The organism is Winogradskyella rapida, from assembly GCF_042675845.1.
GTDB lineage: Bacteria > Bacteroidota > Bacteroidia > Flavobacteriales > Flavobacteriaceae > Winogradskyella > Winogradskyella rapida.
On sequence record NZ_JBHTKM010000017.1, the window covers coordinates 325814 to 350644 of the forward strand.

The 24831-nt window shown below is 36.5% G+C and carries 18 protein-coding genes and 1 other RNA gene; 7 read left to right on the forward strand and 12 right to left on the reverse strand.

Features of this window, described 5'->3' with window-relative positions:
• Positions 1 to 88: 88 nt before the first annotated feature.
• From ACFQ13_RS05240 to ACFQ13_RS05260, 5 genes are all read right to left on the reverse strand, one after another.
• The gene (locus ACFQ13_RS05240; protein WP_386114841.1) at positions 89 to 916 is read right to left on the reverse strand and encodes a M48 family metallopeptidase; all 828 of its coding nucleotides are present in this window, start codon (positions 914 to 916) and stop codon (positions 89 to 91) included.
• 65 nt (positions 917 to 981) lie between these two features.
• On the reverse strand, positions 982 to 3399 hold the full coding sequence (locus ACFQ13_RS05245) for a glycoside hydrolase family 31 protein (protein WP_386114843.1): 2418 nt from the start codon (positions 3397 to 3399) through the stop codon (positions 982 to 984).
• A gap of 208 nt (positions 3400 to 3607) precedes the next feature.
• Positions 3608 to 5518: a 1,4-alpha-glucan branching protein GlgB gene (gene glgB / locus ACFQ13_RS05250; protein ID WP_386114845.1), complete on the reverse strand. Its 1911-nt coding sequence runs from the start codon at positions 5516 to 5518 to the stop codon at positions 3608 to 3610.
• A gap of 3 nt (positions 5519 to 5521) precedes the next feature.
• Positions 5522 to 6787 (reverse strand): glucose-1-phosphate adenylyltransferase, encoded by a 1266-nt coding sequence (locus ACFQ13_RS05255; RefSeq protein WP_386114846.1) that lies wholly within the window; start codon positions 6785 to 6787, stop codon positions 5522 to 5524.
• Complete coding sequence (locus tag ACFQ13_RS05260) at positions 6780 to 8198, reverse strand: glycogen synthase (protein ID WP_386114848.1); 1419 nt, start codon at positions 8196 to 8198, stop codon at positions 6780 to 6782. The genes ACFQ13_RS05255 and ACFQ13_RS05260 overlap by 8 nt, the downstream gene beginning before the upstream one ends.
• Positions 8199 to 8338: 140 nt before the next feature.
• Between ACFQ13_RS05260 and msrB the strand changes: the two genes are divergently transcribed.
• Both msrB and lpdA read left to right on the forward strand, forming a co-directional pair.
• On the forward strand, positions 8339 to 8830 hold the full coding sequence (gene msrB / locus ACFQ13_RS05265; protein WP_386114850.1) for a peptide-methionine (R)-S-oxide reductase MsrB: 492 nt from the start codon (positions 8339 to 8341) through the stop codon (positions 8828 to 8830).
• A gap of 168 nt (positions 8831 to 8998) precedes the next feature.
• Positions 8999 to 10375 (forward strand): dihydrolipoyl dehydrogenase, encoded by a 1377-nt coding sequence (lpdA, locus tag ACFQ13_RS05270; protein ID WP_114309371.1) that lies wholly within the window; start codon positions 8999 to 9001, stop codon positions 10373 to 10375.
• A 176-nt stretch (positions 10376 to 10551) separates the two neighbouring features.
• Here the strand turns inward: lpdA and ACFQ13_RS05275 are convergent, their stop codons facing one another.
• A complete protein-coding gene (locus ACFQ13_RS05275) occupies positions 10552 to 11190 on the reverse strand; it encodes a porin family protein (protein WP_386114852.1) in 639 nt (212 codons plus the stop codon).
• Positions 11191 to 11815: 625 nt separating this feature from the next.
• Complete coding sequence (gene aroQ, locus ACFQ13_RS05280) at positions 11816 to 12241, reverse strand: type II 3-dehydroquinate dehydratase (protein ID WP_386114855.1); 426 nt, start codon at positions 12239 to 12241, stop codon at positions 11816 to 11818.
• Between the two features lie 138 nt (positions 12242 to 12379).
• On the opposite strand from aroQ, the gene xerD reads away from it, so the two are divergent.
• Together xerD and ACFQ13_RS05290 are read left to right on the forward strand one after the other, a co-directional pair.
• Positions 12380 to 13288: a site-specific tyrosine recombinase XerD gene (xerD, locus tag ACFQ13_RS05285; protein WP_386114857.1), complete on the forward strand. Its 909-nt coding sequence runs from the start codon at positions 12380 to 12382 to the stop codon at positions 13286 to 13288.
• 136 nt (positions 13289 to 13424) lie between these two features.
• Positions 13425 to 14606, forward strand: a complete 1182-nt coding sequence (locus ACFQ13_RS05290; RefSeq protein ID WP_386114858.1) for a sensor histidine kinase — start codon at positions 13425 to 13427, stop codon at positions 14604 to 14606.
• A gap of 39 nt (positions 14607 to 14645) precedes the next feature.
• Here ACFQ13_RS05290 and rny read toward each other — a convergent pair whose 3' ends face one another.
• The 4 genes from rny to ACFQ13_RS05310 all read right to left on the reverse strand — a co-directional run bounded on the left by rny (position 14646) and on the right by ACFQ13_RS05310 (position 17069).
• Complete coding sequence (gene rny / locus ACFQ13_RS05295) at positions 14646 to 16223, reverse strand: ribonuclease Y (protein WP_114309357.1); 1578 nt, start codon at positions 16221 to 16223, stop codon at positions 14646 to 14648.
• 55 nt (positions 16224 to 16278) lie between these two features.
• Positions 16279 to 16409: non-coding RNA, 6S RNA (ssrS, locus tag ACFQ13_RS05300), on the reverse strand.
• Between the two features lie 61 nt (positions 16410 to 16470).
• On the reverse strand, positions 16471 to 16758 hold the full coding sequence (locus tag ACFQ13_RS05305) for a cell division protein ZapA (protein WP_386114860.1): 288 nt from the start codon (positions 16756 to 16758) through the stop codon (positions 16471 to 16473).
• Between the two features lie 20 nt (positions 16759 to 16778).
• Positions 16779 to 17069: a hypothetical protein gene (locus ACFQ13_RS05310; protein ID WP_386114862.1), complete on the reverse strand. Its 291-nt coding sequence runs from the start codon at positions 17067 to 17069 to the stop codon at positions 16779 to 16781.
• A 338-nt stretch (positions 17070 to 17407) separates the two neighbouring features.
• Here ACFQ13_RS05310 and ACFQ13_RS05315 point away from each other — a divergent pair, with 338 nt between their 5' ends.
• The 3 genes from ACFQ13_RS05315 to ACFQ13_RS05325 all read left to right on the forward strand — a co-directional run bounded on the left by ACFQ13_RS05315 (position 17408) and on the right by ACFQ13_RS05325 (position 23667).
• Positions 17408 to 19123, forward strand: a complete 1716-nt coding sequence (locus ACFQ13_RS05315) for a M23 family metallopeptidase (RefSeq protein ID WP_386114865.1) — start codon at positions 17408 to 17410, stop codon at positions 19121 to 19123.
• A gap of 115 nt (positions 19124 to 19238) precedes the next feature.
• Positions 19239 to 21707, forward strand: a complete 2469-nt coding sequence (locus ACFQ13_RS05320; protein ID WP_386114867.1) for a TonB-dependent receptor — start codon at positions 19239 to 19241, stop codon at positions 21705 to 21707.
• 139 nt (positions 21708 to 21846) lie between these two features.
• On the forward strand, positions 21847 to 23667 hold the full coding sequence (locus ACFQ13_RS05325; RefSeq protein ID WP_386114869.1) for a T9SS type A sorting domain-containing protein: 1821 nt from the start codon (positions 21847 to 21849) through the stop codon (positions 23665 to 23667).
• On the opposite strand, the gene ACFQ13_RS05330 is transcribed toward ACFQ13_RS05325, so the two are convergent.
• Positions 23664 to 24809, reverse strand: a complete 1146-nt coding sequence (locus ACFQ13_RS05330; protein WP_386114871.1) for a cysteine desulfurase family protein — start codon at positions 24807 to 24809, stop codon at positions 23664 to 23666. The genes ACFQ13_RS05325 and ACFQ13_RS05330 overlap by 4 nt on opposite strands.
• Positions 24810 to 24831 lie beyond the last annotated feature (22 nt).

Here is a 24831-nt window from a genome sequence, read left to right on the forward strand (position 1 = left end):
GCGTATGCTGTAGAACTCTGACCTATTAACACAAAAAAAAGCTGCTCAAAATGAGCAGCTTCGAAAGTAAACAAATATTCTTAAATTTTTAATTTATCGGTCTAAATGATGTCACCCCAAATTTTTGAGCTTCTTCCTTAGCTTTCGGCGCTAAAGCCGTTAAGTTTTCTATCCTAGAATCGTTGCTAGGGTGTGTACTTAGAAATTCTGGAGTAGAAGATTCACCACTATGCGCTTTCATACGAACCCATAATTCTGCAGCTTCATCGGGGTTATACCCTGCAATTGCCATAAGGTAAAGGCCAATTTTATCGGCTTCGGTCTCATGAGAACGACTAAAAGGCAACATTCCGGCAACATTAGACACTACACCAAAAGATTGGTTAAAGATTCCTAAAGCTTGATCATCGTTAGATAAGGCCACATTACCCACTACAGACACCCCTTGCTGAATATACGCCGCACTCATACGTTGCTGACCATGGTTCGCTAAGGCATGCGCTACCTCGTGCCCCATAATTGCGGCTACACCAGTTTCGTTATCAGCAATAGGAAGAATTCCTGTATAAAACGCAATCTTCCCTCCTGGCATACACCACGCGTTAACCTGATCTGATTCTATAAGTTTATACTCCCAAGCATAATCTTCCAAGTACCCTTCAAAACCATTAGCGGTAAGGTAGCGCTCTGCAGCAACAGCTATACGTTGCCCTACACGGGTAATCATTTCGGCATCAGAAGTTCCTGTCACCACTTTATTTTCAGCAAGCACTTCATTGTATTGTGCAAAAGCCGTTGGAAATAATTGATCGTTTCCTACAAATGCCATTGTTTTTTTACCTGTAAAAGGGTTTGTAGCACAGGATACGGCTACCACTACAATGACAAGACTTGAGACTATTTTATTAAGTTTCATATGTTTCTTTTTGTTTAAACGTTATTCGCTCTATAGGCTTAGACACTAAATTAAATATTTTGTCACTATTTAATGACCTCTTTTCCTTTAATATGTAACTGAGAAAAATTCTTGCAGATTCTTATGGATTGTCCTTTCTCTCTATCAAAAGGTTCAATTTCCATTTTTTCATTATCTAAATAGATCTCAGTAATCTCAAATGGCAGACCGTGAAATTGAATATTAAACTTCTGGAATGTCGCTTCAAACTTTCCTTCTTTATGTTGATTAATAATCAATTGTTTGGATTTCCCTGAAAGACTAAAATTTCTAAGACTGTAGCGGCCTTTCGTATAATCGAAGCCATCATTAGCATCGCTATACAATTCACTGCTCTCTTTCCCTTTTTTATAATATACATCTAGAGTTATCTCTATAATCTCTTTTTCTCCAACATACTGTTGTATTGGATACTTTGGAATAATAGCCCCAGCTTTTACATAAATAGGCATACTATCAATATCGGCATCAACCCACATTTCTCTTCCCCCCTTTACAACGGTATCCGTCCAGTAGTCGTACCATTTTCCTTTAGGAAGATACATACGACGCCCTTTAGCGTTAGGTTCTAAAATTGGACAAGCCAAAATTTGTTCGCCAAAAATAAACTCATCCGTTCTATAATGCGTTTGCACATCATCTTGATCATACAGTACTAAGGATTTTAGCAATGGCGTTCCATGATCTACATAATTCCAAAAGGCGGTATATAAATACGGCAACAATTGGTATCTAATTTCAATAAATTTTCTAACAATATTAGTTACATCTTCATCAAAAGCCCATGGTTCTTGATCACCATGATCTCCTGAAGAGTGCACTCTAAAGAATGGATGAAAGGTTCCTAACTGTACCCAACGCGCAAATAACTCGCCTTGTGGCTGCCCGGCAAAGCCTCCGATATCACTCCCAGCAAAAGAAAAGCCCGACATCGCCATACGTTGTGCCTGAATGTTGGCAATCCATAAATGCTCCCATGTTGCTACATTATCTCCTGTCCAAGTAGAAGTGTAACGTTGTGTTCCTGAATAAGCGGAACGTGTTATAACAAATGGTCGTTTTGGAAATGAATAACGCTTTAAACCTTGATAGGTAGCACGTGCCATTTGCATACCATAAATATTGTGTGCTTTTCTATGACTACAAGGATTACCATCGTAATCATGACGCACATCATCTGGAAATGTTTTATTAGGCACTTCCATCACGGCGGGTTCATTCATGTCATTCCAAACCCCTTTAATTCCGATATCTTCAATAAGTTCTTGAAATAAGCCCGACCACCAATCTCTAACTTCAGGATTCGTAAAATCTGGGAAATAACATTCACCAGGCCATACTTTCCCTTTCATATAATCCCCGTCGGCACGCTTACAGAAATAATCATTCTCTAGGGCTTCCTGAAATACCGAATAGGTTTTATCAATCTTAATTCCTGGATCTATAATAGCTACAGTTTTGAATCCGTCGTCTAACAGTTCTTTCACCATACGCTTCGGATCTGGGAAATAGCTTTTGTTCCATGTAAAACAACGAAAGCCTTCCATATAATCGATATCTAAATAAATAGCATCACATGGAATTTGTAATTTTCTGAAGGTAGAAGTGATTTCTTTTACCTTACTTTCGGGATAGTAACTCCATTTACATTGGTGAAAACCTAAAGCCCAAAGTGGAGGTAAATGGTGAGGCTTACCGGTTAAATCCGTATAACTCTCTACCACATCATTCATCTTAGGACCGTAGAAAAAGTAATAATTCATCTCACCTCCTTGGGCCCAAAAACTGGTTACATTTCTGCGTTCATGTGCAAAATCGAAAGAAGACTCAAAGGTATTATCAAAAAAGACCCCATACGCTTTTCCTTGATGCAAGCCTGTGTAAAATGGAATGGCTTTGTAAATAGGATCGGTATCTTTTCCGAAAGCATAAGAATCGGAAACCCAATTGCTATAACGTTTCCCTTTTAAATTAAGATGGTTTGGTTTGTCTCCAAGTCCGTAATAACTCTCGCCATCTCTAGAAACTTTACTCATTTTAACGACGTTACCACCATGCTCGTAACTTTCTTCCCAATGGAATCCACGTTCATCCTGACTTATTAAAACGTCATCAATAGCATCGTAAATTGAGATTTTCATATCTGACTTTGAAATCTCACATCGTAATTTAGAGGTGATAATTTCATACGTATTTTCCTTCTCCTCAATCTCTAGCTTATTATACCCTATACTGGCATATTTGGTAATGGCGTACGAAAAGTCATTTTTAAAGTTCCCTACGGTTGTATATCTAAAACGAAGTAAACTATCTCTAACTACTGTTAATTCTAAAATAACGTCATTATCTGCAGTAAAATAAAGTTTATCAACGTCCTTTTTGAAGTCTATGATTTTTGAAGGAAATAAGTTTCCTTTATTTTCTAATTCAGTATTTATAATCATAAGTCGATTTTTAGGAACAATAAGCAGTAAAAAAACGGAAAAAATACAACATTAGAAAGCGTTCGCCCTTGATATTACAAATTGTTATCAACGAAAACGTTTTCAATTTGTGGATTATAGTCTTCTGACAGTGAAAAGAATAGGGTTTAAAACCAGAAAAACCTGTTAGTTTTTACACCTAACAGGTTAACATTTTATTGGTCTTAAGTTATTTTGAATATTTAAAAGCTACCATACCCAAAGGCGGAATATCTATTTTTATAGAATGATCTCTAAAATTCCACGGTTCAGCTTTGGTTGCTTTCGCTTTATTTTTATACTGTCCGGAGCCAAAATAGGGTTTAAGATCGCTATTAAAGATTTCTTTTAAACGTCCTTTTTTAGGCAGTCCTATTTGATAGCCTTCCCTTGGTACCGGCGTCATATTGCAGGCCACAATAATAGTATCTTTATCATGATGTCCTTTTCTCATATACGTAAATACGGCATTTTCTGAATCGCCATAGTCAATCCACTCAAAACCTTCCATTGAAAACTGCTTTTCATATAACGCAGGTTCATTTTTATACAAGGTATTTAAATCTTTTATAAGTTGTTGTACACCTTGATGCGGACTATAATCTAACAAGAACCATTGCAGACTGTTTTGGAAATCCCATTCTTCACTTTGTCCGAATTCCGCCCCTTGGAACAATAAATTTGTTCCTGGATGTGTAAACATATAACAATACAATACCCTTAAATTGGCAAAACGCTGCCATTCATCTCCAGGCATTCGTCCTAAAATTGAGCGCTTCCCATAAACGACTTCATCATGACTTAGCGGTAACATAAAATTTTCTGTAAAGGCATAGGTCATTGAAAAAGTTAAATCATTCTGATGGTAAGGCCTATGAATAGGATCTTTAGCAAAATATTGTAGCGTATCATGCATCCAGCCCATCATCCACTTCATTCCAAAACCTAAGCCACCAATAAACGTAGGTTTAGACACCATTGGGAATGCCGTTGATTCTTCGGCTATCGTTTGTACATCGGGATAAGACGCATAGACAGCCTCATTCATTTCTCTTAAAAATGACATGGCTTCTAAATTTTCGTTTCCACCGTACATATTAGGCTCCCATTCCCCGTCTTCCCTACTGTAATCTAAGAATAACATCGAAGCTACAGCATCTACCCTTAGGCCATCGGCGTGGTATTGGTCTAACCAAAATAAGGCATTACTAATGAGAAACGATTTAACTTCATTCCGTCCATAATTAAAAATTAAACTCTTCCAATCTTGGTGATAGCCTTTACGTTTATCGGGATGCTCATAGAGCGCAGAACCGTCAAAAAACCCTAAGCCATGGGCATCTTCAGGAAAATGCGACGGTACCCAATCTAGAATAATTCCGATATCGTTTTGATGAAATTTATCAACCAACAATTTAAATTCTTCCGGGTAACCAAAGCGCGATGTGGGTGCAAAATACCCCGTTACTTGATATCCCCAAGACGGATCATAAGGAAATTCCATAACCGGCATCAATTCTACATGGGTAAAATTCATGGCTTTTACATAGCTCACCAATTCATCTGCCATTTCTACATAAGACAAAAAACGTCCTTCTTCAAAATGTTTTTTCCAAGAGCCTAAGTGCACTTCGTAAACCGAATACGGCGCATCTAAGGCATTATGCTTAGCCCGTTTTTTTAACCAAGTGTTGTCTTGCCACTGGTAATCATCTTCCCAAACAATAGAGCCTGTACTTGGGTTATGCTCACAACGCCGTGCATAAGGATCTGCTTTTTCGGTAACGATGCCATTATTATGGCTATGAATTTTATATTTATAAATACTGCCTTTACCAACATTAGGAATAAAGCCTTCCCAAATACCACTAGAATCCCAACGGACGTTTAATGGATGTTCTTCTTCATTCCAAAAATTAAAATCGCCTACCACAGAAACCTGCTTAGCACTAGGAGCCCAAACGGCAAAATAAGTCCCCTTAACCCCTTCTAAAGTGGTGATATGAGATCCAAATTTTTCATACAATCGGTAATGCTTACCTGATTTAAAAAGGTTGATATCAAATTCTGTAAAACGACTGTGTACAATGACTTTTCCCATAGATTAAAGTACAAAACCTTTAGGAATCACTGTACCTTTTTTAATAACTACAATACCATCTTTAATTACATATTTATCTGTTTCGGTATCTTCAAGATGCGGACCGCCATTAATTCTAACGTCGTCACCGATACGTACATTTTTATCGATAATGGTATTTTTAATAAAACAGCGCTCTCCTATTCCCACTAAAATTTCTGTATTATTTTTATTAATGCCTTCTAAAGACTCATAATCGTCATTCCCCATCATATAGGTATTTATTATTGTAGAATCTTTTCCGATTCTAGATCGAATACCGATAACGGATTTTTCAATTTTTGCTGCACTAATAATACAACCTTCAGATACCACAGCCTTATCTAAACTTGTCCCTGAAATTTTTGAAGTTGGTAGAATACGCGCATTGGTATAAACACGTTGTTTAGAATCGTAGAGATTAAATTTAGGAATATCATCGGTTAAACCAATATTTGCCTCAAAGAAGGAATCTATATTTCCAATATCCGTCCAATACCCTTCAAACGGATAACTTACCGTTTTGTATTTTTCAATAGACTGTGGAATAATTTCTTTCCCAAAATCTACGGTACTTTCATCGGCCATAAGCTCAATCAATAAATCTCTATTAAAAACGTAGATTCCCATTGATCCTAAGTACTCACGTCCTTGACTTTTCATTTCTTCTCCAACGTCAGATTTCCAATCCACTAAAAGGTCCGATGATGGTTTTTCAATAAAAGAAGTGATCAGGTTATTCTCGTCCGATTTTAAAATCCCGAAAGAGGTGGCGTCTTTCGCATTTACAGGATAAGTAGCCACTGAGATATCGGCCTTACTTTCTATATGCTTATCAATAATATCATTATAATCCATTTGGTAGAGCTGATCTCCAGAGAGGATGAGTGCAAACTCAAAATCGTGCTGTAAAAAATGATCCATACTTTGCCGTACTGCATCGGCAGTGCCTTGAAACCACTTATCACTTTTAATGGTTTGTTCTGCAGCCAAAACATCTACAAACGCAGAGCTAAAAAAACTGAAATGATAAGTATTCTTTATGTGTCTATTTAGAGAGGCAGAATTAAACTGCGTTAACACATACATACGTTTCATATCAGAATTGATACAATTAGAAATAGGAATATCCACTAATCTATACTTACCAGCAATCGGCACCGCTGGCTTAGACCTTTTTTCTGTTAATGGGTAAAGCCGAGAGCCTTGACCTCCTCCTAAAATAATTGATAATACTCTGTCGTTAATCATAGTGTTGTTGGTTTATTGAATTGTACAAGTTTATGTAGGTTTTTGCTGAAGTTTTCCATGAGTGATCAATACTCATTATAAACGTTCTATTGGCTTGAAATTGGACTGTATCATTATAAAATTCTAAAGCACGATGCACGGCATAGGCAATATCAGAGACCGTAACATCGTCGTGACAAATGCCAAAACCGTTGTCATTAATATCTACAACGGTATCCTTTAATCCACCAATGCGTCGCACCACAGGAACCGTTCCGTAACGCAGACAATACATTTGGTTGAGTCCGCACGGCTCCACACGCGAAGGCATCAGAAGAAAATCGGCCCCTGCATATATAATATGAGACAATTTTTCATCGTAGCCGATGTACACATTGTAATTTCCACTATAGTTGGCCCTTAATTGGCTTAATTGTTCTTCTGTATCTTGATGTCCTGACCCCAAAAGCAAAATATTCACAACTTCTTGTTGCAAGACTTTATGAAACACTTCTGGTAACAATTCTGCACCTTTTTCCCCCACTAGACGCCCAATAAAAGCTACTAGAGGTTTTTCTTCATCTAAATTAAATCGCTTACAAAGCCACTTTTTATTTGCTTTTTTTCCTGCAGCGACTGTTGTGGCGTTATAGTTTTCAATAATATAATCGTCCGTTTCGGGGTTCCACACTTCGGTATCAATACCGTTTAAAACCCCAACGGCTTTGCCACTTTCGTGCGCTAACAACTGTTCTAATCCGTTGGCATTTTGCTTCAACTCTTCCATATAACTCGGCGATACGGTGGTAACACGCCAAGCACATTTTATTGCTGCAGCCAAAGGGTTAATCACCTTATCCCAATCTAACAAACCAATATGTTCCATATTAAATGGAGGAATTTTATGCAAATGTTCATACGGCATCCATCCTTGGTATTGCGCGTTATGAATGGTTGTTATAACAGGAATTTTATTCAGAGCTTCATATTTATAACACTCTTGCGTCATAAAAGGAATTAACCCCGTGTGGTGATCATGGCAATGCAGAATATTTGGAAATTGCTTTAAGGTTAAAATCCAATCTAAAGCTGCAATCTGAAAGGCCAAAAACCGATCGATATCATTTTCAGAATATACAAATGGCGTATTCAATAAGGCATCAATGGCGACAAAATACACCTCAAACCCTAAAGACACCTCAGATGTCTTTAAAATTTGATACGGATAAGATGTATTCCCTAAATGCACATGCCCCTCAAAAACAGCGCTAAAATTATGGGTAGTGGTAAACGGATTTTTATAGAAAGGCATAATAACGGCACTCTCTTCTCCATTATCATTTTGGTATTTTGGTAAAGCCCCAACCACATCTGCTAAGCCCCCAACTTTAGCTATAGGGTAACATTCTGCGCTTAAATGGAATATCTTCATCTATTCGGTCAATTTGTTTCTAAATTTAACAAATATTTTTGGGAAAATTCAACCATTTCCTAAAATAAATAAAAGAAATTAGTAATTCTCAAGAGGATTTTACGACCAAGAGAATAAAATCAATTTTAAAGCTCTTGAAAATGAAAAATCTTCTTATAATTACCTTCACCATTTTTTTATTTAGCTGTAACGGTACGGCTCAAAAAAACGATGAGAATAAAACTAAAAACATTCCTTTCGCTATAACAAAGACGGATGCCGAATGGAAAGCTCAGCTTACCGATCTGCAATACCACGTTCTAAGAGAAGCAGGCACGGAGCGTCCGTTCTCTAGCCCATTGAACGACAACCATGAGGAAGGCGTCTATGTTTGTGCTGCTTGCGACACGCCTTTATTTAAAAGTGAACACAAATTTAACTCCGGAACCGGTTGGCCAAGTTTTGACCGCCCTATTGGAGATAATGTCGCCTTTGGAAGCGACACCAAACTGGGTTATACAAGAGATGAAGAACACTGCGCTACTTGTGGTGGCCATTTAGGTCATGTTTTTAACGACGGCCCAAGAGCGACAACTGGAAAACGCCATTGCATTAACGGTGCTGCTCTGAAGTTTATCCCTACAGAAGATTAGTGTTCTCATAGCCGCTTTCTCTCCCGTAAAACATTCGTTTTAAGCAAAACGGGTCTAAATAGCTTGGTCTCGTATTTTAATGCAATTTAAAGGCTTCTGATGTTGGGATTTTCTTTTTGGAATTTGTTACTTTTGTAAATACAAAAATTCAATAAAAAAAACTTACCCATGAGTAAATACGATATTATAGTATTAGGAAGTGGTCCTGGTGGCTACGTAACTGCAATTAGAGCATCACAATTAGGATTTAAAACTGCGGTAGTAGAAAAAGAAAGTCTTGGTGGTGTGTGTTTAAATTGGGGTTGTATTCCTACAAAAGCCCTTTTAAAATCGGCTCAAGTCTTCGAATATTTAAAACATGCTGGAGATTACGGATTAAAAGTTAACGATGCAGAACACGATTTTGATGCCATTGTTAAACGTAGTCGTGGTGTTGCTGATGGAATGAGTAATGGCGTTAAGTTCTTAATGAAAAAGAACAAAATTGACGTTATTGAAGGTTATGGAACCTTAAAAACTGGAAAGAAAATTGATGTGGATGGCAAAGAATATTCTGCCGACCATATTATTATCGCTACAGGAGCACGTTCTCGTGAACTTCCTAGCCTACCACAAGATGGTAAAAAAGTGATTGGTTACAGACAAGCCATGACTTTAGAAGAGCAACCTAAGAAAATGATTGTTGTAGGTTCTGGAGCTATTGGTGTAGAGTTTGCTTACTTCTACAACTCTATAGGAACTGAAGTTACCATTGTAGAGTATTTAGATAAAATTGTACCTGTTGAAGATGATGAGGTATCTAAACAATTAGAACGTAGCTTTAAGAAATCGGGTATCAAAATTATGACTTCTGCTGAAGTAACGTCTGTAGATACTTCTGGAAGTGGTGTTAAAGCAACTGTAAAGACTAAAAAAGGAGAAGAAGTTTTAGAAGCGGATGTTGTACTTTCTGCAGTTGGAATTAAATCGAACATTGAAAACATCGGTTTAGAAGATGTAGGTATCGCTGTTGATAGAGATAAAATCTTAGTTAATGATTTCTACCAAACTAACATTCCTGGTTATTACGCAATTGGAGATGTAACTCCAGGTCAAGCTTTAGCTCACGTAGCTTCTGCTGAAGGAATTCTTTGTGTAGAAAAAATAGCAGGACAACATGTTGAAGCTTTAGACTACGGTAACATTCCAGGATGTACCTATTGTTCTCCTGAAATTGCCAGTGTTGGTTTAACTGAAGCTCAAGCTAAAGAACAAGGTTTAGACGTGAAGATTGGTAAATTCCCATTCTCTGCTTCTGGTAAAGCTAGTGCCGGTGGAAATAAAGAAGGTTTTGTAAAAGTAATTTTTGACGCTAAGTATGGCGAATGGTTAGGTTGCCATATGATTGGTGCCGGTGTAACCGATATGATTGCTGAAGCTGTTTTAGGCCGTAAATTAGAAACTACAGGTCATGAAGTCTTAAAAGCTGTTCACCCTCACCCAACCATGAGTGAAGCGGTAATGGAAGCTGTTGCTGCAGCATACGATGAAGTTATTCATTTATAAGAAGACCGTATCCTTATAATTAAAAAGGTGATTTGAAAGTATTCAAATCACCTTTTTTTTATTGCAACCTTAAGCAAATTAGACGACACGTTTAGACGTATAATATTAAGGTTGCATAGAAAGAAAAAAGCCTCAGATTAGTCTGAGGCTTTTTTTATCTTTATTAGCGCTTAGGATTAAAACATAAATCCTAAACCAAACTGCCATACATCATTTTTACCATCTACACCGTCAAATACAGTATCATCTTTAAATATACTGGTCACACCAATATTATAACGTGCACTTAAAAAGAAACCGTTATCAAACTTGTACGATGTTCCTAAGGCCACACTCGTATCAAAATCCTTTACATAAGAGTCATCGTTATCAATTTCAATATCACCACCATCATCGTTAGGTTGCGAATCAAACTCTTCATGAATTTTAAATCCGAATTGAGGTCCTGCTTCAACACTTAGTCCTTTCACTAAATACACTTTAAGTAATAATGGCACTTGGATGTAATCTAATTGATATTCGATATTTTCATCGGTATCAAAAACATTATCCTGATCTCTTTCAGCAATATCAAACCCTTGCCCAGAGTAAAACACCTCGGGTTGAAAAGAAAGACGTTCTGAAATTGGAAATTCCGCGACCAATCCGGCATTAAAACTTGTTCTTGAATCGACATCATCAAAATCGTCACCACTCAGCTTAGAAAAGTTAACCCCTCCCTTAGCTCCTAGTTCTACCATTTTTGAGTCTGACTGTGCATTAATTGAAGTTAATGCTATTAAAAATACGCCTGTAAATGCAATTAATTTTTTCATCTTAATCATTGTTTTAATTTGGGTTAATACCACAAAGCTATAAGCCTAAAACCACCTACCCATAGGGCTTAACAGCAGTTTAACAAGTTGTTAATCAAGCGCATAAATCAATCGGAAAAGTTTTATTTTAAGACCTGCTCAAATCGAGAAATCATTAACTCGTATGCCATTAAAGCACCTCTTTTGAAATTTATAGCGCATCGTCAAAAAGTGGAATTTTTAGTGAGCTTGCCCTAAAACAGAAGATTTATCAAATTTAATTTTTGGAAGACGTTGTCCCTTGAAGTTAAGGTTGCCTGTAAATTATTTTATTGAAGAGCTATAAAACATTACAGCGCTAAGTGAAGCATACCTCATATTATCCGTACAAGACTTATGAGATGTCAGCGGCGTTATTCCGAAGTAAAATCTAAATGGATTTTATAACATTAAAACGCCTGAAGGCTAAATTGGCATTAAAACAACAAAAAAAAGGTATGCTTTCCTATTGATTGCCGCTTACTACACGTCATCAATGTGGAACGCATCCCTATTCCGGATTGTATTAATTCCGTACAAAAGCCGTGGCATTCACAAACGACTTCAATCCCAATAACCCGTTATTCAATGTTATTTCTGAAAAATTTTAAGAGGCACTGATAAAACTCTCAATAGCCAATTCATAACTTTGTAGACCAAAACCTAAAATAACACCTTTAGCATTTGGTGAGATATACGATTGATGCCTAAATTCTTCTCTAGAAAACGTATTAGAAATATGCACTTCTACAACCGGTGTAGTAACAGCCTTAACCGCATCACCAATACCCACTGAAGTATGTGTGTAAGCGGCCGCATTAAGAATAATACCATCATAACTAAAGCCAACTTCCTGAATTTTATCAATGAGTTCTCCTTCTATATTTGACTGATAATAGGTTAAATCGACATCAGGATATTTTTTCACAACAGCTTCGTAAAACTCGGTGAAGGTTAAACTACCGTAGATATTTGTTTCGCGCTTTCCTAATAAGTTAAGATTAGGCCCATTTATTATAATCAACTTTTTCATAAAGTAAAGATATTAAAATTACAGCATAAAAAAACGTAGCCTTCCCTTCGGTTTTCATTTTAATCCTTTTCCACGCCCACAAAAGAAATATCCATGAGATATTAGATTCTATAAACTTTTAAATACTTATTTTTAACTATGAAATGGGATCAGGCACTCGCAGACTACAAACATTATCTTCAAATTGAACGTGGTTTATCTAAAAACTCTATTGAGAATTACAGTTACGATATAAAAAAACTGAAGACCTATTTGGCTACTGAAGACCTAAAGGTAACACCCCTAACAATAGATACAACGGTGGTGAAGTCTTTTATTTATTCGGTTTCAAAATCAATAAATCCCAGGTCTCAAGCTCGTTTAGTATCAGGACTTCGTAATTTTTTTGACTATCTCATTTTTGAAGATTACAGAACAACCAATCCTTTAGATCTTATTGAAACCCCGAGAATTGGCCGTAAACTACCCGACACTTTGTCTATTGAAGACATTGATAAGCTTATTAATGCGATAGATTTAACCTACACTTATAGTGGTATTAACCTAGGCGAACGCAATAGAGCCATGCTCGAGACCTTATACAGTTGTGGGTTACGTGTAAGTGAGTTAATTGCTTTAAAAATTTCAGATCTTTATTTTGAAGAAGGCTTTATTAAAGTGAACGGAAAAGGAAATAAAGAACGTTTTGTTCCGATTGGAAAGTCGACCCAAAAATTCATTTCTATTTGGATGGCTATAAGAGCTCATATTGCTATCGAGGCCGACTCTAAAGACATACTCTTTTTGAATTACAAAGGACGCCAACTCACAAGAGCTATGGTTTTTACCATCATAAAAAAACTCGTAAAGACCGCTGGAATAGAGAAAAACGTCTCTCCACACACCTTTAGACACTCATTTGCTACACATCTTTTAGAAAATGGAGCGGATTTAAGAGCTATACAAATGATGTTAGGTCATGAAAGCATTACAACAACAGAAATTTATATGCATGTTAACCGAACGCACCTCAGCGATATCTTAGAGCAGTTTCACCCTAGAAATTAAAGACTCCCAAATAAAGAAAAAAGTGCCGTAAATTCAATAAAAGGAAAGCTAAACGCAATTCTGTTAAAGCTGTTAAACTGAGTTTAATATTGTGACCTTCTGGAAAGAAAAGTGTCTCAAAATAAAGCCCACTAGAATGAATTTTATTGCCCTAACGCTAAAAAACATTAAATCAATAGCTTATAACACCTTTAATTCTAAAGCTGCAACTTTTGAAGCTAATAAATATAAGCACGCTCTAGAATTATCTCAAGTCGGTTTTTGGGATTGGCAAGTCTATAAAAATGAGGTTCATTTTTCTAAAGAATCTAAACATATATTAGGCTATCCTGACGATCACTCCCTAAATAATGTGCAATTTTGGAATGAGCAAGTACACCCCGAAGATCGCGAAGCGTATTTTGAAAGCTTTAAACAGTTCTTAGAAGGTCTTAATTTACTTTACGAACATGAATACCGTGTAAAATGTAGAAATGGGCAATACAAATGGATTTTAGACAAGGCGAAAGTTGTAGAACGCGATGCCAACCAAAAAGCCACACGGATTATTGGAACGCACACCGATATTTCTAAAAGCAAACAAAGTGAAGACCTCTTAAAAAAGAAATTAGACGTTATCACCAACCAAAACAAGCGTCTATACAGTTTTACGCACATTGTGTCTCATAATCTAAGAACACACATTGGAAATTTTAAAAATATCTTAGAATTCTATAATGAAGCCACTAGCGAAACTGAAAAAGGCACCTTGATGGGCCACTTACAGACTATTTCTAAATCCTTATCCACGACCATTAAAGATCTCGATGATATTGTAAGCATTAAATCTAAATCCAATATTAGCGAACTTAATGAGCGCGTAGAACTCTACCCTTTTACGTCTACGATTATAAACAGTCTTTCCTTAGAAAGTGAAAAAAACGAGGTGCGTATACACAACGACGTTAGAAAAGAGGACGTTTTAATGACCAATAAAGCCTATTTAGAAAGTATTTTATACAATTTAATCTCTAACGCCATTAAATATTCAGACCCTAACAAACCGTCTGAAGTTACTATAGCATCTATGGAAACCGAAAGCCATGTTAGGATTTTAATTTCAGATAACGGAATTGGTATTGATCTGAATAAATTTAAAGATCAGGTTTTTGAAATTTACAAAACCTTTCATGGCACCAAACGTAAAGACTCTAGAGGCATTGGTCTCTTTATTACTAAAACTCAAGTGGAGGCATTAAATGGTGAGATTCAAGTGGAAAGCAACCTTAATCATGGCACCGCTTTTTCACTAAGCTTTAAAAAGCAAAACGCACTCTAAATTAGAGTGCGTTTTAAGTTTATATAATGTGAAGCGTTTTTATTTTGCAATATTTACCGCTCTTGTTTCTCTTATCACAGTAACTTTTACTTGTCCTGGATAAGTCATATCCGTTTGTATTTTCTGAGAGATTTCAAACGATAAACTTGCAGCCTTATCATCTGATACTTTTTCACTCTCTACAATAACACGTAATTCTCTACCAGCTTGGATGGCATAAGCTTTCTTTACCCCTGTAAATCCGAAGGCCACATCTTCTAAATCTTTTAATCGTTGGATATAAGAATCTAAAACCTGACGTCTTGCTCCTGGTCTTGCTCCTGAAATCGCATCACAAACCTGAATAATTGGCGATAACAACGTCGTCATTTCAATTTCGTCGTGGTGTGCTCCAATAGCATTACAAACCTCTGGTTTTTCTCCGTGTTTCTCAGCCCATTGCATACCTAAAATAGCGTGAGGTGTTTCTACATCGGTTTCTGATGACGGTACTTTTCCAATATCGTGTAGTAAACCAGCACGTTTTGCTAATTTCGGATTTAATCCTAATTCCGCAGCCATCACCCCACAAAGTTTAGCAACCTCACGTGAGTGTTGTAATAAGTTTTGACCGTAAGACGAACGGTATTTCATACGTCCTACCATTTTAATCAATTCTGGGTGTAATCCATGAATTCCTAAATCGATAACCGTACGTTTTCCAACTTCAATAATCTCTTGTTCAATCTGCTTTTCTGTCTTTCTTACCACCTCTTCAATTCGTGCCGGGTGTATTCTACCATCGGTCACTAATTTGTGTAAAGATAGACGTGCAATTTCTCGTCTTACAGAATCGAAACAGGATAAAATAATAGCTTCAGGAGTATCATCAACAATAATCTCTACACCTGTTGCAGCTTCAATGGCTCTAATATTTCGACCTTCACGTCCAATAATACGACCTTTAACGTCATCAGATTCAATATTAAATACAGAAACACAGTTATCTACAGCTTCTTCTGTACCAATACGCTGAATAGTGTTTATAATAATTTTCTTAGCTTCTTGTTGCGCGGTTAATTTAGCTTCTTCAACATGGTCTTGAATAAAGGCCATGGCATCTGTTTTTGCTTCCTCTTTTAAAGATTCTACCAATTGCGACTTCGCCTCTTCTGCAGATAACGATGAAATAACTTCTAATTGCTTTATTTGGTTTTTATGCGCTTTTTCAATTTCTTCTTGCTTCTTGTCTAAAAACTCCAATCTAAAATCGTAATCTTTTATTTTACTCTCTAAAGATTGATTTGATTTTTTGGCTTTACTTAACTCGCTAGAAAGTTGAGATTCTTTATCTCTAATGCGTTTTTCAGTTTCAGCCATTTTTTTATCGCGAGAAAAAATCACTTTTTCATGTTCTGATTTTAACTCAATAAACTTCTCTTTGGCCTGCAGTATTTTATCCTTTTTTAAGGAATCACCATCAGATTTGGCTTGTTTTAAAATTGATTGTGCTTCGATTTCTGCGCTAGCAATCAACTTAGACGCTTTCCCTTTTTCTAAAGCTTTAGCGATTAAATATCCTATTATTATTCCTCCTAGTATTCCTCCTACAATAAACATTATTGCGTAATTATCCATCTTTATAATTTAGTTTTAGTGTATAAAAAAGCCTACACTAGTATCGGTTTTGTATAAACTCCTTAAAAACAAGTTTAGGGCTAACAAGCTGATCAAAAATCTGTCTAAGCTACTGAAGCAAGTTCAGCACTAACAGCACGATTTTACAACTTAAACTCACCCTTTTTAAAGAATTGATCGTTGAGTTTATCAAAAAATATAACTAATGTAGGCAGTAACCTTTTATTTATTTTAAAGAACGTACGAGTTAAACATGTTGACTTAAAAGTTCATTTAAAGCTTCTAGCTTTTCCTGTACTTCTTCATTAACATACTCTTTATCTATTGACTTTTGCTCTACTTGAGCCGCAAATTGTAAAGCACACATGGCTAAAACATCTTGCTTGTCTCTTACAGAGTAATTCTGCTCAAATTGCCCAATCATCGCCTCAATATTCTTTGTGGCTTTGCGTAAACCTTCCTCCTGACTAGGGTTTATCGTCAACGGATAAACTCTATTGGCTATAGAAAGTTTAATTTTTAATTGTTCAGGCATTATAATCTAAATTTACAATATTATTCTGAGAGTTGTCCTATACAATGGTCTATATCTCTAATAAGTGCATTTATTTTGAGTTTTGTTTCTCGTTTATTTTCGTCACTACCAAGCATTGAATTTGCCATTTTGAGGGTATCATATTTTTCTACCCATGCAGAAATTTCTTCTTGCTGTTCTAAAAGCTTTTGTTGTTGCTGTTCTAATTGACTTTCTAGCTTAGCATTGGTTTGTTTTAAAACGGTTTGCTTGTGTAAAATCTTACTGATTTTATTTTCTAGTGCATCAACAATGTCTTCTATTTTACTCATAAAAGCAATTCAATACTATTAAAACAAAGTTAACATACCTATTGAATAATCACAATTCTTTTACAATTATTTTTTATTAAAGCCACCGATTTTTTAAGCTTATCCTTCTAAAATTTCCTTAGCATCTGCTTCATTAAGAGCTAACCCTCAAGATTCCCAATAGTTAAGGGCTCAATAAATTTTTATTCTCAAAAATCAGACCCAAAATTTAGCCTTGCGTCTTACATTTATTTCAAAAGCACATAAGTTCTGTTAAAATAAGACATTACTAAATTTATACCCTTGAACAGTTTGGAAACTGTAAGCAAATTAATATTTTCGCTATTATAGCTATATATATGAAACAATTTTTAATTCTCGTTCTTATTTCTTGTTCCCTTTATGGGCAACCTCACACCGCTACAGGTGAAGAATCAGAATATCCGCAAGATTATTTTAGACATCCTTTAGACATTCCATTAGTCTTATCAGGAACCTTTGCAGAATTACGATCTACCCATTTTCATGGTGGCTTAGATATTAAAACGCAACAACGTGAAGGCTTAAAAGTTTATGCTGCTGCTGAAGGTTATATTAGTAGAATTAAAATTTCGCACTATGGTTATGGTAAGGCGCTTTATGTGACCCACCCTAATGGCTATACCACCGTTTATGGGCATCTTAAAAAATTTTCTAAACGCTTAGAAGATTACATTAAGCAATGCCAGTATGATAAAGAGCGTTTTGAAGTAGAGGTCTTTCCGCATTCAAAAGAACTCCTAATTGCTCCCGATGAAGTTATTGGCTATTCTGGTAATACTGGTGGTTCTGGCGGGCCGCACTTACATTTTGAAATAAGAGATAATCTTGAGCGCCCCATAAACCCTTTGCTTTTTGGTATGGAGGTTAAAGATTCTAAACGCCCTTACGTTAAAGGTGTATTTGCTTATCCGAAAGACGAAAATGCTACCATTAACGGAAAAAACGAACGTGTTCCATTAAGGCTTATTCCTAAAAGTACTGGTGATTACGCTGTAGAAAAAATTACCGCTTATGGTAATATCGGTTTCGGAATTACCGCCAATGACCAACAAGACTTAGCCCCAAACAATAATGGGGTAAGCAATATTCAAACTTTTTTTAATGGGAATAAAAGTTTAGAAATCGATTTTAAGCGTTTTAGTTTTGATGAAACCAAACACATAAGACGCCTTGTGGATTATGAGTATTACATTAAACACCGTACTAAAATTCAAAAGTTATTTATTGAACCCAACAATCCGCTTAGTCTATATAAAGATGCTTATGATCAAGGCTATGTACGTGTTGAAGATAGCACGGCCTCTGTTTATAAAGTAAGAGTTAGAGATTATCACGGAAATGAATCTTGGGTGGTTATCCCTATTGATGGTAAATATGAGCCTCTAAAAAAAGACAATACTCTTATTGATCGTTCTAAACAATCTTTAGTGTACAGCAACAAAAACAGCACATTGACTTCTGGAAATTTTACGGTAGACTTTTATAAAAACACCTTATATGATGATGCTTATATTGATTTTAAAGTGAATTCAGACACCCTATTTTTAGGGGAAGATAAACTACCGATGCAACAGAACTTCTATATTAATTACGACCTAAGTAATTATAAAGCGGAGGACCAAGACAAGTTGTACATAGCGCGTTTTTATGGAAACTATAAAAAACCTTATTACGTTTCCACCTCTCGTAAAGGCAATAGTTTAACTGCCAAGACAAAAGCTTTAGGAACTTATGCCCTAGCTATGGATACCGAACCGCCTGTGATTACTCCGGTAAACTTCACCAATAAGAAATGGATTAGCAACTACCGCTTTCTAAAATTAAAGATTGAAGATAAATTAACAGGCATCAGCAAGTACAGAGCTACGGTAAACGGAAAGTGGATTTTAATGGAATACGATTATAAAACCAATTCATTGGTTCATGATTTTAATGATAACGTGGTGAAAGACACTAAAAACGAATTAAAAATAATTGTCACCGATAATGTAGGAAATAGTTCTACATTTGAAGCAACATTTTTTAGAAAGTAGTAAATTAGAACCCAGATAAATACCTGTTAGACTTTTATGCTTTTAACGCCTATTACTGGTGTTATCTTAAATTTATTATGACCTTGGCTTCCTAACCACACTAAAAACATCATATTTGAAACGCTCATATCTTACCGTCCTCATTGGCTTAATTTTTAGTCTTTTGTCTTTTTCGCAATCTGCAATCGTTAGAGGTGTAATTCTCAATGAAGCCCACCAACCTATTGAAGGCGTCAATATTACCACCAATACAGGTGAAGGAACCGCCACCAATAGTAATGGTTTTTACGAGCTTAGAATTCCATATGGCATAGAGGTAACGGTGATTTTTAGTCATGTTTCTCACGAGCGTGTAGAACAGAAATTTCTTTTAAAGAACGGTCAAGAAATAGAATACAATCCGGTAATGCTTATGGATGTTGAGCAAATTGCCACGGTAGTTATTAACACCAATACGCGGCAATCTGTAGATGGGGTTACCTCTATTTCACCACAAATGATAAGAACGATAAAAGGTGCACAACCTGGCGTAGAGAATATTTTAAAAACATTACCCGGCGTTAATATTTCTAATGAATTAAGTACGCAATACTCTGTTAGAGGGGGAAATTTTGATGAAAACTTAGTCTATGTTAATGATATTGAAGTTTACCGTCCTTTTTTAATCCGCTCAGGAAACCAAGAAGGTTTAAGTTTTGTTAATACCGATTTAGTTCAAAATGTAGATTTTTCTGCGGGTGGTTTTCAAGCCCGATATGGCGATAAGCTATCTTCAGTTTTAGACATTACTTACCGAAACCCTGTAGATTTCGGAATTAGAGCCGATTTAAGCCTCCTCGGTGGTAGCCTTGCTGCAGAAACCGTTTCTAAAGATGGAAAATTCTCGGGTATTGCCGGCGTGCGTTACCGCGATAACAGTTTACTTTTAAATAGTCTTGAAACCGAAGGCAATGTAGAACCTGTGTTTGCAGATGCGCAAACCTTTCTGACTTATAGGTTTTCTAGTAAATTCCACCTTAATTTCTTAGGAACAATTTCATCTAACAAATACAATTTTCAACCTGAAAATAGACAAACCAATTTCGGAACCATAGATGATCCTGTTGCACTTTTAGTGTTTTATGACGGTCAAGAAAAAGACCAATATCAAACCTATTTCGGAGCCTTTAAAGCCAATTATTTTCTAAATGATCAAGTGACGCTAAAACTTTTAGCTTCAGCCTACCAAACTACAGAGCAAGAGTATTTTGACATCTTAGCACAATACCGATTAGGTGAAGTTAATACCAGTATTGGAGACGAAAATTTAGGAGAAGTTGAATTTAGCGAAGGTATTGGATCTCAATTAACCCATGCCCGTAACGATTTGGATGCTTTTATTATTAATGTAGAACATCGTGGAGATTATAAAATTGATGATGAAAGTACTTTAGAATGGTCTGCGAAATACACGCATGAAGATATTAGAGACCGTTTGGTAGAATATGAAGTGATAGATTCTGCCGGTTTTTCCATTAGACCGCCTTTAGTTAGCGGGAACAACCCACAACCTTATGAGGCGTTTTCAGGACCTTTAACCGCCTATCAGAATATCAGAGCAACCAACCGCGTTCAAATTAACAGGTTTCAAGCCTTTTTACAATACAGTAAGCAGACGGAGTGGAATGGCCATGAGGTTTTTTACAATGCCGGTGTAAGATCGCATAGTTGGGTGGTAAGCGGTGATACGTTTAGCACAGGCGATTCTCAGACGGTTATTAGTCCAAGGGGGCAATTTGCCATCAAACCTAATTGGGATAAGGACATGCTGTTTAGAGTTGCTGCCGGACTTTACTACCAACCGCCTTTTTATAGAGAATTGAGGGATTCTTCAGGAACCATTCAACCCAATGTAAAAGCACAAAAATCTTTCCATGTCGTTTTAGGTAATGAATACAGTTTTGAAATTTGGGAACGCCCTTTTAAGTTGGTTACCGAAGCTTACTATAAAGGCATGACCGATGTTAACCCTTATACTCTAGAAAATGTTAGAATACGTTACAGCGCAAGTAATAATGCTGTTGCTTATGCCTACGGTTTAGATTTAAGAATAAATGGAGAATTTGTACCAGGAACCGAATCCTGGTTTAGTTTTGGTTATTTAAAGACCGAAGAAAACATAGACGATCGTGGTTATATTGCAAGACCTACAGATCAACGCTTAAAATTTGGTGCATTATTTCAGGATTATGTTCCTAATATGCCCGATCTTAAAATGTACCTTAACTTGGTTTATAACACCGGAGTCCCTGGAGGTTCTCCAAGTTATGCCGATCCTTACGACTACCAATTGCGATTACGAGATTACCGCCGTGCAGATTTAGGGATTTCTTATCAGCTAGTAAATCCGGAAAAAACATACAACGCGCAATGGAAAACAGCCTTTAAAGAACTCTCAATTGGTTTTGAAATTTACAACATGTTTAACAACCAAAACTCCATTACCAACACTTGGGTGAGAGACGTGTACTCTAAAGCTCAATATGCCATTCCTAATTATTTAACACCACGTGTGTTTAACCTAAGAATGTCCGCACGATTCTAAGCCTCAAAATATTAAGGGCAAGAAAAGAGTAAGGTTTTGAAAGAATTCAGCAACTAACACGTGTTTAATTTTCTTATATTTGATACACTAAGGTGTTTTAAGTCAACTTATTAGACTTTAGTGATAAAAATTAAGAATTATGAAACTATCCCTCTTTTCATTTCTGCTATTAAGTTGTAGCCTATCTTTTGCTCAACTTAGCGTTCAGAATAACGCTTATATCTTTGTAAAAAATCAATACCTCTACGTTACCGACGACGTTAATATTAATGATACCGATTCTAAAATATATCTAAGAGACGAAGCCCAACTTCTACAGGGTGATGGCCTTACCGGTAATTCTGGTGTAGGCCAATTAAGTGTCTATCAAACAGGGACCGCTAACCAGTGGAGTTATAATTATTGGTGCTCACCGGTGGGCAATAATTCGGCCGCCTTTGGTAATGAAGCCGCCTATGTTAACTTAATCGATGAGGCTACAGGCATACCAACCGCTAATGATCCTTTAGGCTTAACCTCTAGCACGGATGCCTTATTCACTAGCAGTTACGACGGAAGTTCTAGTCCGCTTACAATTTCTGAACGTTGGTTATGGACTTTCCAAACCTCTACAAACTATGCCGATTGGGTTTATGTGGGTAGTTCTGGAGCTATTCTACCTGGATTAGGATTTACAATGAAAGGAAATGGAACCAATGACACAGGCAGTCAGCTTTACGATTTTAGAGGCAAACCCAATAATGGTACAATTACCAATAACGTTGTCAATGGACTAAATACTTTAATAGGTAACCCCTACCCGAGTGCTTTAGACGCTGCAGCATTTATTCATGATCCAGACAATCAAGCCGCTATAACAGGAACCTTACTATATTGGGAACAAGACGGCTCTGTTAATTCGCACATATTACAAGACTATAGAGGAGGGTATTATGCTTTCACCATTGATGCCACAGGTACTGTAATCACAGATTCCCCAGCTGAATTTATGACGTATGATGAGCAAGACAATACGTATCCCCTCACTACACCTCAAGATGGGGTAAAATCGGCACGACGTTATATTCCGATAGGGCAAGGTTTTATGATAGAAGGCGCTGCGGGAACCATTTCTGCACCAGCAATGGTATATACAAAAAATGAACATCGTGCCTTTGCTAAAGTTTCAGATGGAAATAGTTATTTTTTTAGAAATCAAAATGATAATGAAACTCAAGACAATGGAGGTATTCAATACCAAGCTAATGGACTCCCTATTGTTCCAAGTGATTTTAAACGCTTCAGAATTAATGTAGATTTCGCGGTAAACGGCACCTTTTTTACCAAGCAATTGCTGCTGAATTTTCACGATACCGCCACAGAAGGATTTGATTATGGTTTAGAGTTAAAAGGCAGTTCTTCAAATGTTAACGACGCCTATTTTTCATTGGATGATGCCATCTATTTAGCACAAGCCTATCCTTTTGAAACGGAACTGAGTATTCCCATAACTTTAACTATTGATGCCCAACAACCTTTGCGTTTTAGAATTTTCGACATTCAGAATTTTGAAGAGTCACAGAGCATTTACCTACATGATACCGCCACGAACACGTATACCGACCTTAGCGCTAATGATTACGAATTAGATATCGCACCCGGCTTCTACACCGACCGTTTTGAAATCGTTTTTGAGACAGAAAACACTTTAGACATCAATCATTTAAATCTCGAAAACTTAAGCATTAAGCAATTAAATAAAACACAAGAAGTATTGGTAGAGAATCCCACGGGCTTAGATATCCAAGCCATCAGTCTTTATGATGTTTTAGGAAAACAAGTGGTAAAACAAACCTACACCACTACGCATACGCAATACAATATACCGACATCTCATTTAAGTAACGGTGTCTATGTGGTACATATTAGCACCCGTACGCAGAACGCTTTAAAAACACAGAAAATCATCATTGAGCATTAAGCGGTTGTAAAGGCTTTAAGTACATCGATAACATAATCTACATCGTCCTTGGTATTAAAAATACTGAATGAAAATCGTACGGAAGGTTGTTTTAATTGTTCAGCATCTAAAATAGCTGTTAATACATGAGACTGTTGGTTACTTCCACTTTGGCAAGCACTTCCTCTAGAACAGGCAATGCCTTTTAAATCTAGCTGAAACTGCAACATTGAAGCTTTCTCAGGTGCAATAGGTAAACACACATTAAGTAAGGTAAACGTGCTGTCTTCCTGGGATTCACAACGTCCGTTAAAACTTGTTTTAGGTAGCTCTTTTTTTAATGCTTCAACAAAATAGCTCTTAAGCTCTAAAATGTATTGTTTTTCAACTTCAAGATTATCATAGGCCAATTTAAGCGCTTCAGCCATACCTACAATATTATGTATAGCTTCGGTTCCTGCTCTATATCCACGTTCTTGTTCACCTCCAAAAATTAAAGGCTTTAATCCTGATTCTTTTCGAATAAAACAGAAGCCAACACCTTTAGGACCGTGAAACTTATGCGCACTCGCCGCCATAAAATCAACAGAAATCGCTTCTAAATCGATTTGGTAATGTCCTACGGATTGTACCATATCAGAATGAAATAAGGCCTTATAGCTTTTACAGAGTTCCGCCACTCGTTTAAGTTCTAAAATATTTCCAATTTCATTATTAACGTGCATTAAACTTACCAAAGGTTGGTCTGCGGCTTGTAGTAATTCTTCGAGATGGGTATAATTAACCCTACCACACTCATCTAAATCCACATACTTTAGCGTTATTTGGTATTCTTTTTCCAATTGCTCTACAGTATGTAAAACGGCATGATGTTCAATTCTTGAGGTAATAATTTCCTTTATTCCAAGATCTCTTACCGCACTTCTTAGTGCTAAATTATCAGCTTCGGTACCCCCTGAGGTAAACACTATTTCTGAGGCCGAAACCTTAAAATAACGGGCAATATCCTTTCTACATTGTTCTAAAAGCACTTTAGAAGAACGTCCAAAACTATGACTAGACGACGCATTACCATAGGTTTCATTTAGTACTTGCGTCATTCGTTTCACCACTTCTGGTCGTAATGCCGTTGTGGCTGCGTTATCGAGATATACTGAATTCATGACGCAAAAATATTGTAAATAA

What these genes read in the sequence shown, in the direction of transcription:
- ACFQ13_RS05240 (WP_386114841.1), bottom strand. Translation starts at nt 916, where the DNA reads ATGAAACTTAATAAAATAGTCTCAAGTCTTGTCATTGTAGTGGTAGCC.
- ACFQ13_RS05245 (WP_386114843.1), bottom strand. Translation starts at nt 3,399, where the DNA reads ATGATTATAAATACTGAATTAGAAAATAAAGGAAACTTATTTCCTTCA.
- glgB (WP_386114845.1), bottom strand. Translation starts at nt 5,518, where the DNA reads ATGGGAAAAGTCATTGTACACAGTCGTTTTACAGAATTTGATATCAAC.
- ACFQ13_RS05255 (WP_386114846.1), bottom strand. Translation starts at nt 6,787, where the DNA reads ATGATTAACGACAGAGTATTATCAATTATTTTAGGAGGAGGTCAAGGC.
- ACFQ13_RS05260 (WP_386114848.1), bottom strand. Translation starts at nt 8,198, where the DNA reads ATGAAGATATTCCATTTAAGCGCAGAATGTTACCCTATAGCTAAAGTT.
- msrB (WP_386114850.1), top strand. Translation starts at nt 8,339, where the DNA reads ATGAAAAATCTTCTTATAATTACCTTCACCATTTTTTTATTTAGCTGT.
- lpdA (WP_114309371.1), top strand. Translation starts at nt 8,999, where the DNA reads ATGAGTAAATACGATATTATAGTATTAGGAAGTGGTCCTGGTGGCTAC.
- ACFQ13_RS05275 (WP_386114852.1), bottom strand. Translation starts at nt 11,190, where the DNA reads ATGAAAAAATTAATTGCATTTACAGGCGTATTTTTAATAGCATTAACT.
- aroQ (WP_386114855.1), bottom strand. Translation starts at nt 12,241, where the DNA reads ATGAAAAAGTTGATTATAATAAATGGGCCTAATCTTAACTTATTAGGA.
- xerD (WP_386114857.1), top strand. Translation starts at nt 12,380, where the DNA reads ATGAAATGGGATCAGGCACTCGCAGACTACAAACATTATCTTCAAATT.
- ACFQ13_RS05290 (WP_386114858.1), top strand. Translation starts at nt 13,425, where the DNA reads ATGAATTTTATTGCCCTAACGCTAAAAAACATTAAATCAATAGCTTAT.
- rny (WP_114309357.1), bottom strand. Translation starts at nt 16,223, where the DNA reads ATGGATAATTACGCAATAATGTTTATTGTAGGAGGAATACTAGGAGGA.
- ACFQ13_RS05305 (WP_386114860.1), bottom strand. Translation starts at nt 16,758, where the DNA reads ATGCCTGAACAATTAAAAATTAAACTTTCTATAGCCAATAGAGTTTAT.
- ACFQ13_RS05310 (WP_386114862.1), bottom strand. Translation starts at nt 17,069, where the DNA reads ATGAGTAAAATAGAAGACATTGTTGATGCACTAGAAAATAAAATCAGT.
- ACFQ13_RS05315 (WP_386114865.1), top strand. Translation starts at nt 17,408, where the DNA reads ATGAAACAATTTTTAATTCTCGTTCTTATTTCTTGTTCCCTTTATGGG.
- ACFQ13_RS05325 (WP_386114869.1), top strand. Translation starts at nt 21,847, where the DNA reads ATGAAACTATCCCTCTTTTCATTTCTGCTATTAAGTTGTAGCCTATCT.
- ACFQ13_RS05330 (WP_386114871.1), bottom strand. Translation starts at nt 24,809, where the DNA reads ATGAATTCAGTATATCTCGATAACGCAGCCACAACGGCATTACGACCA.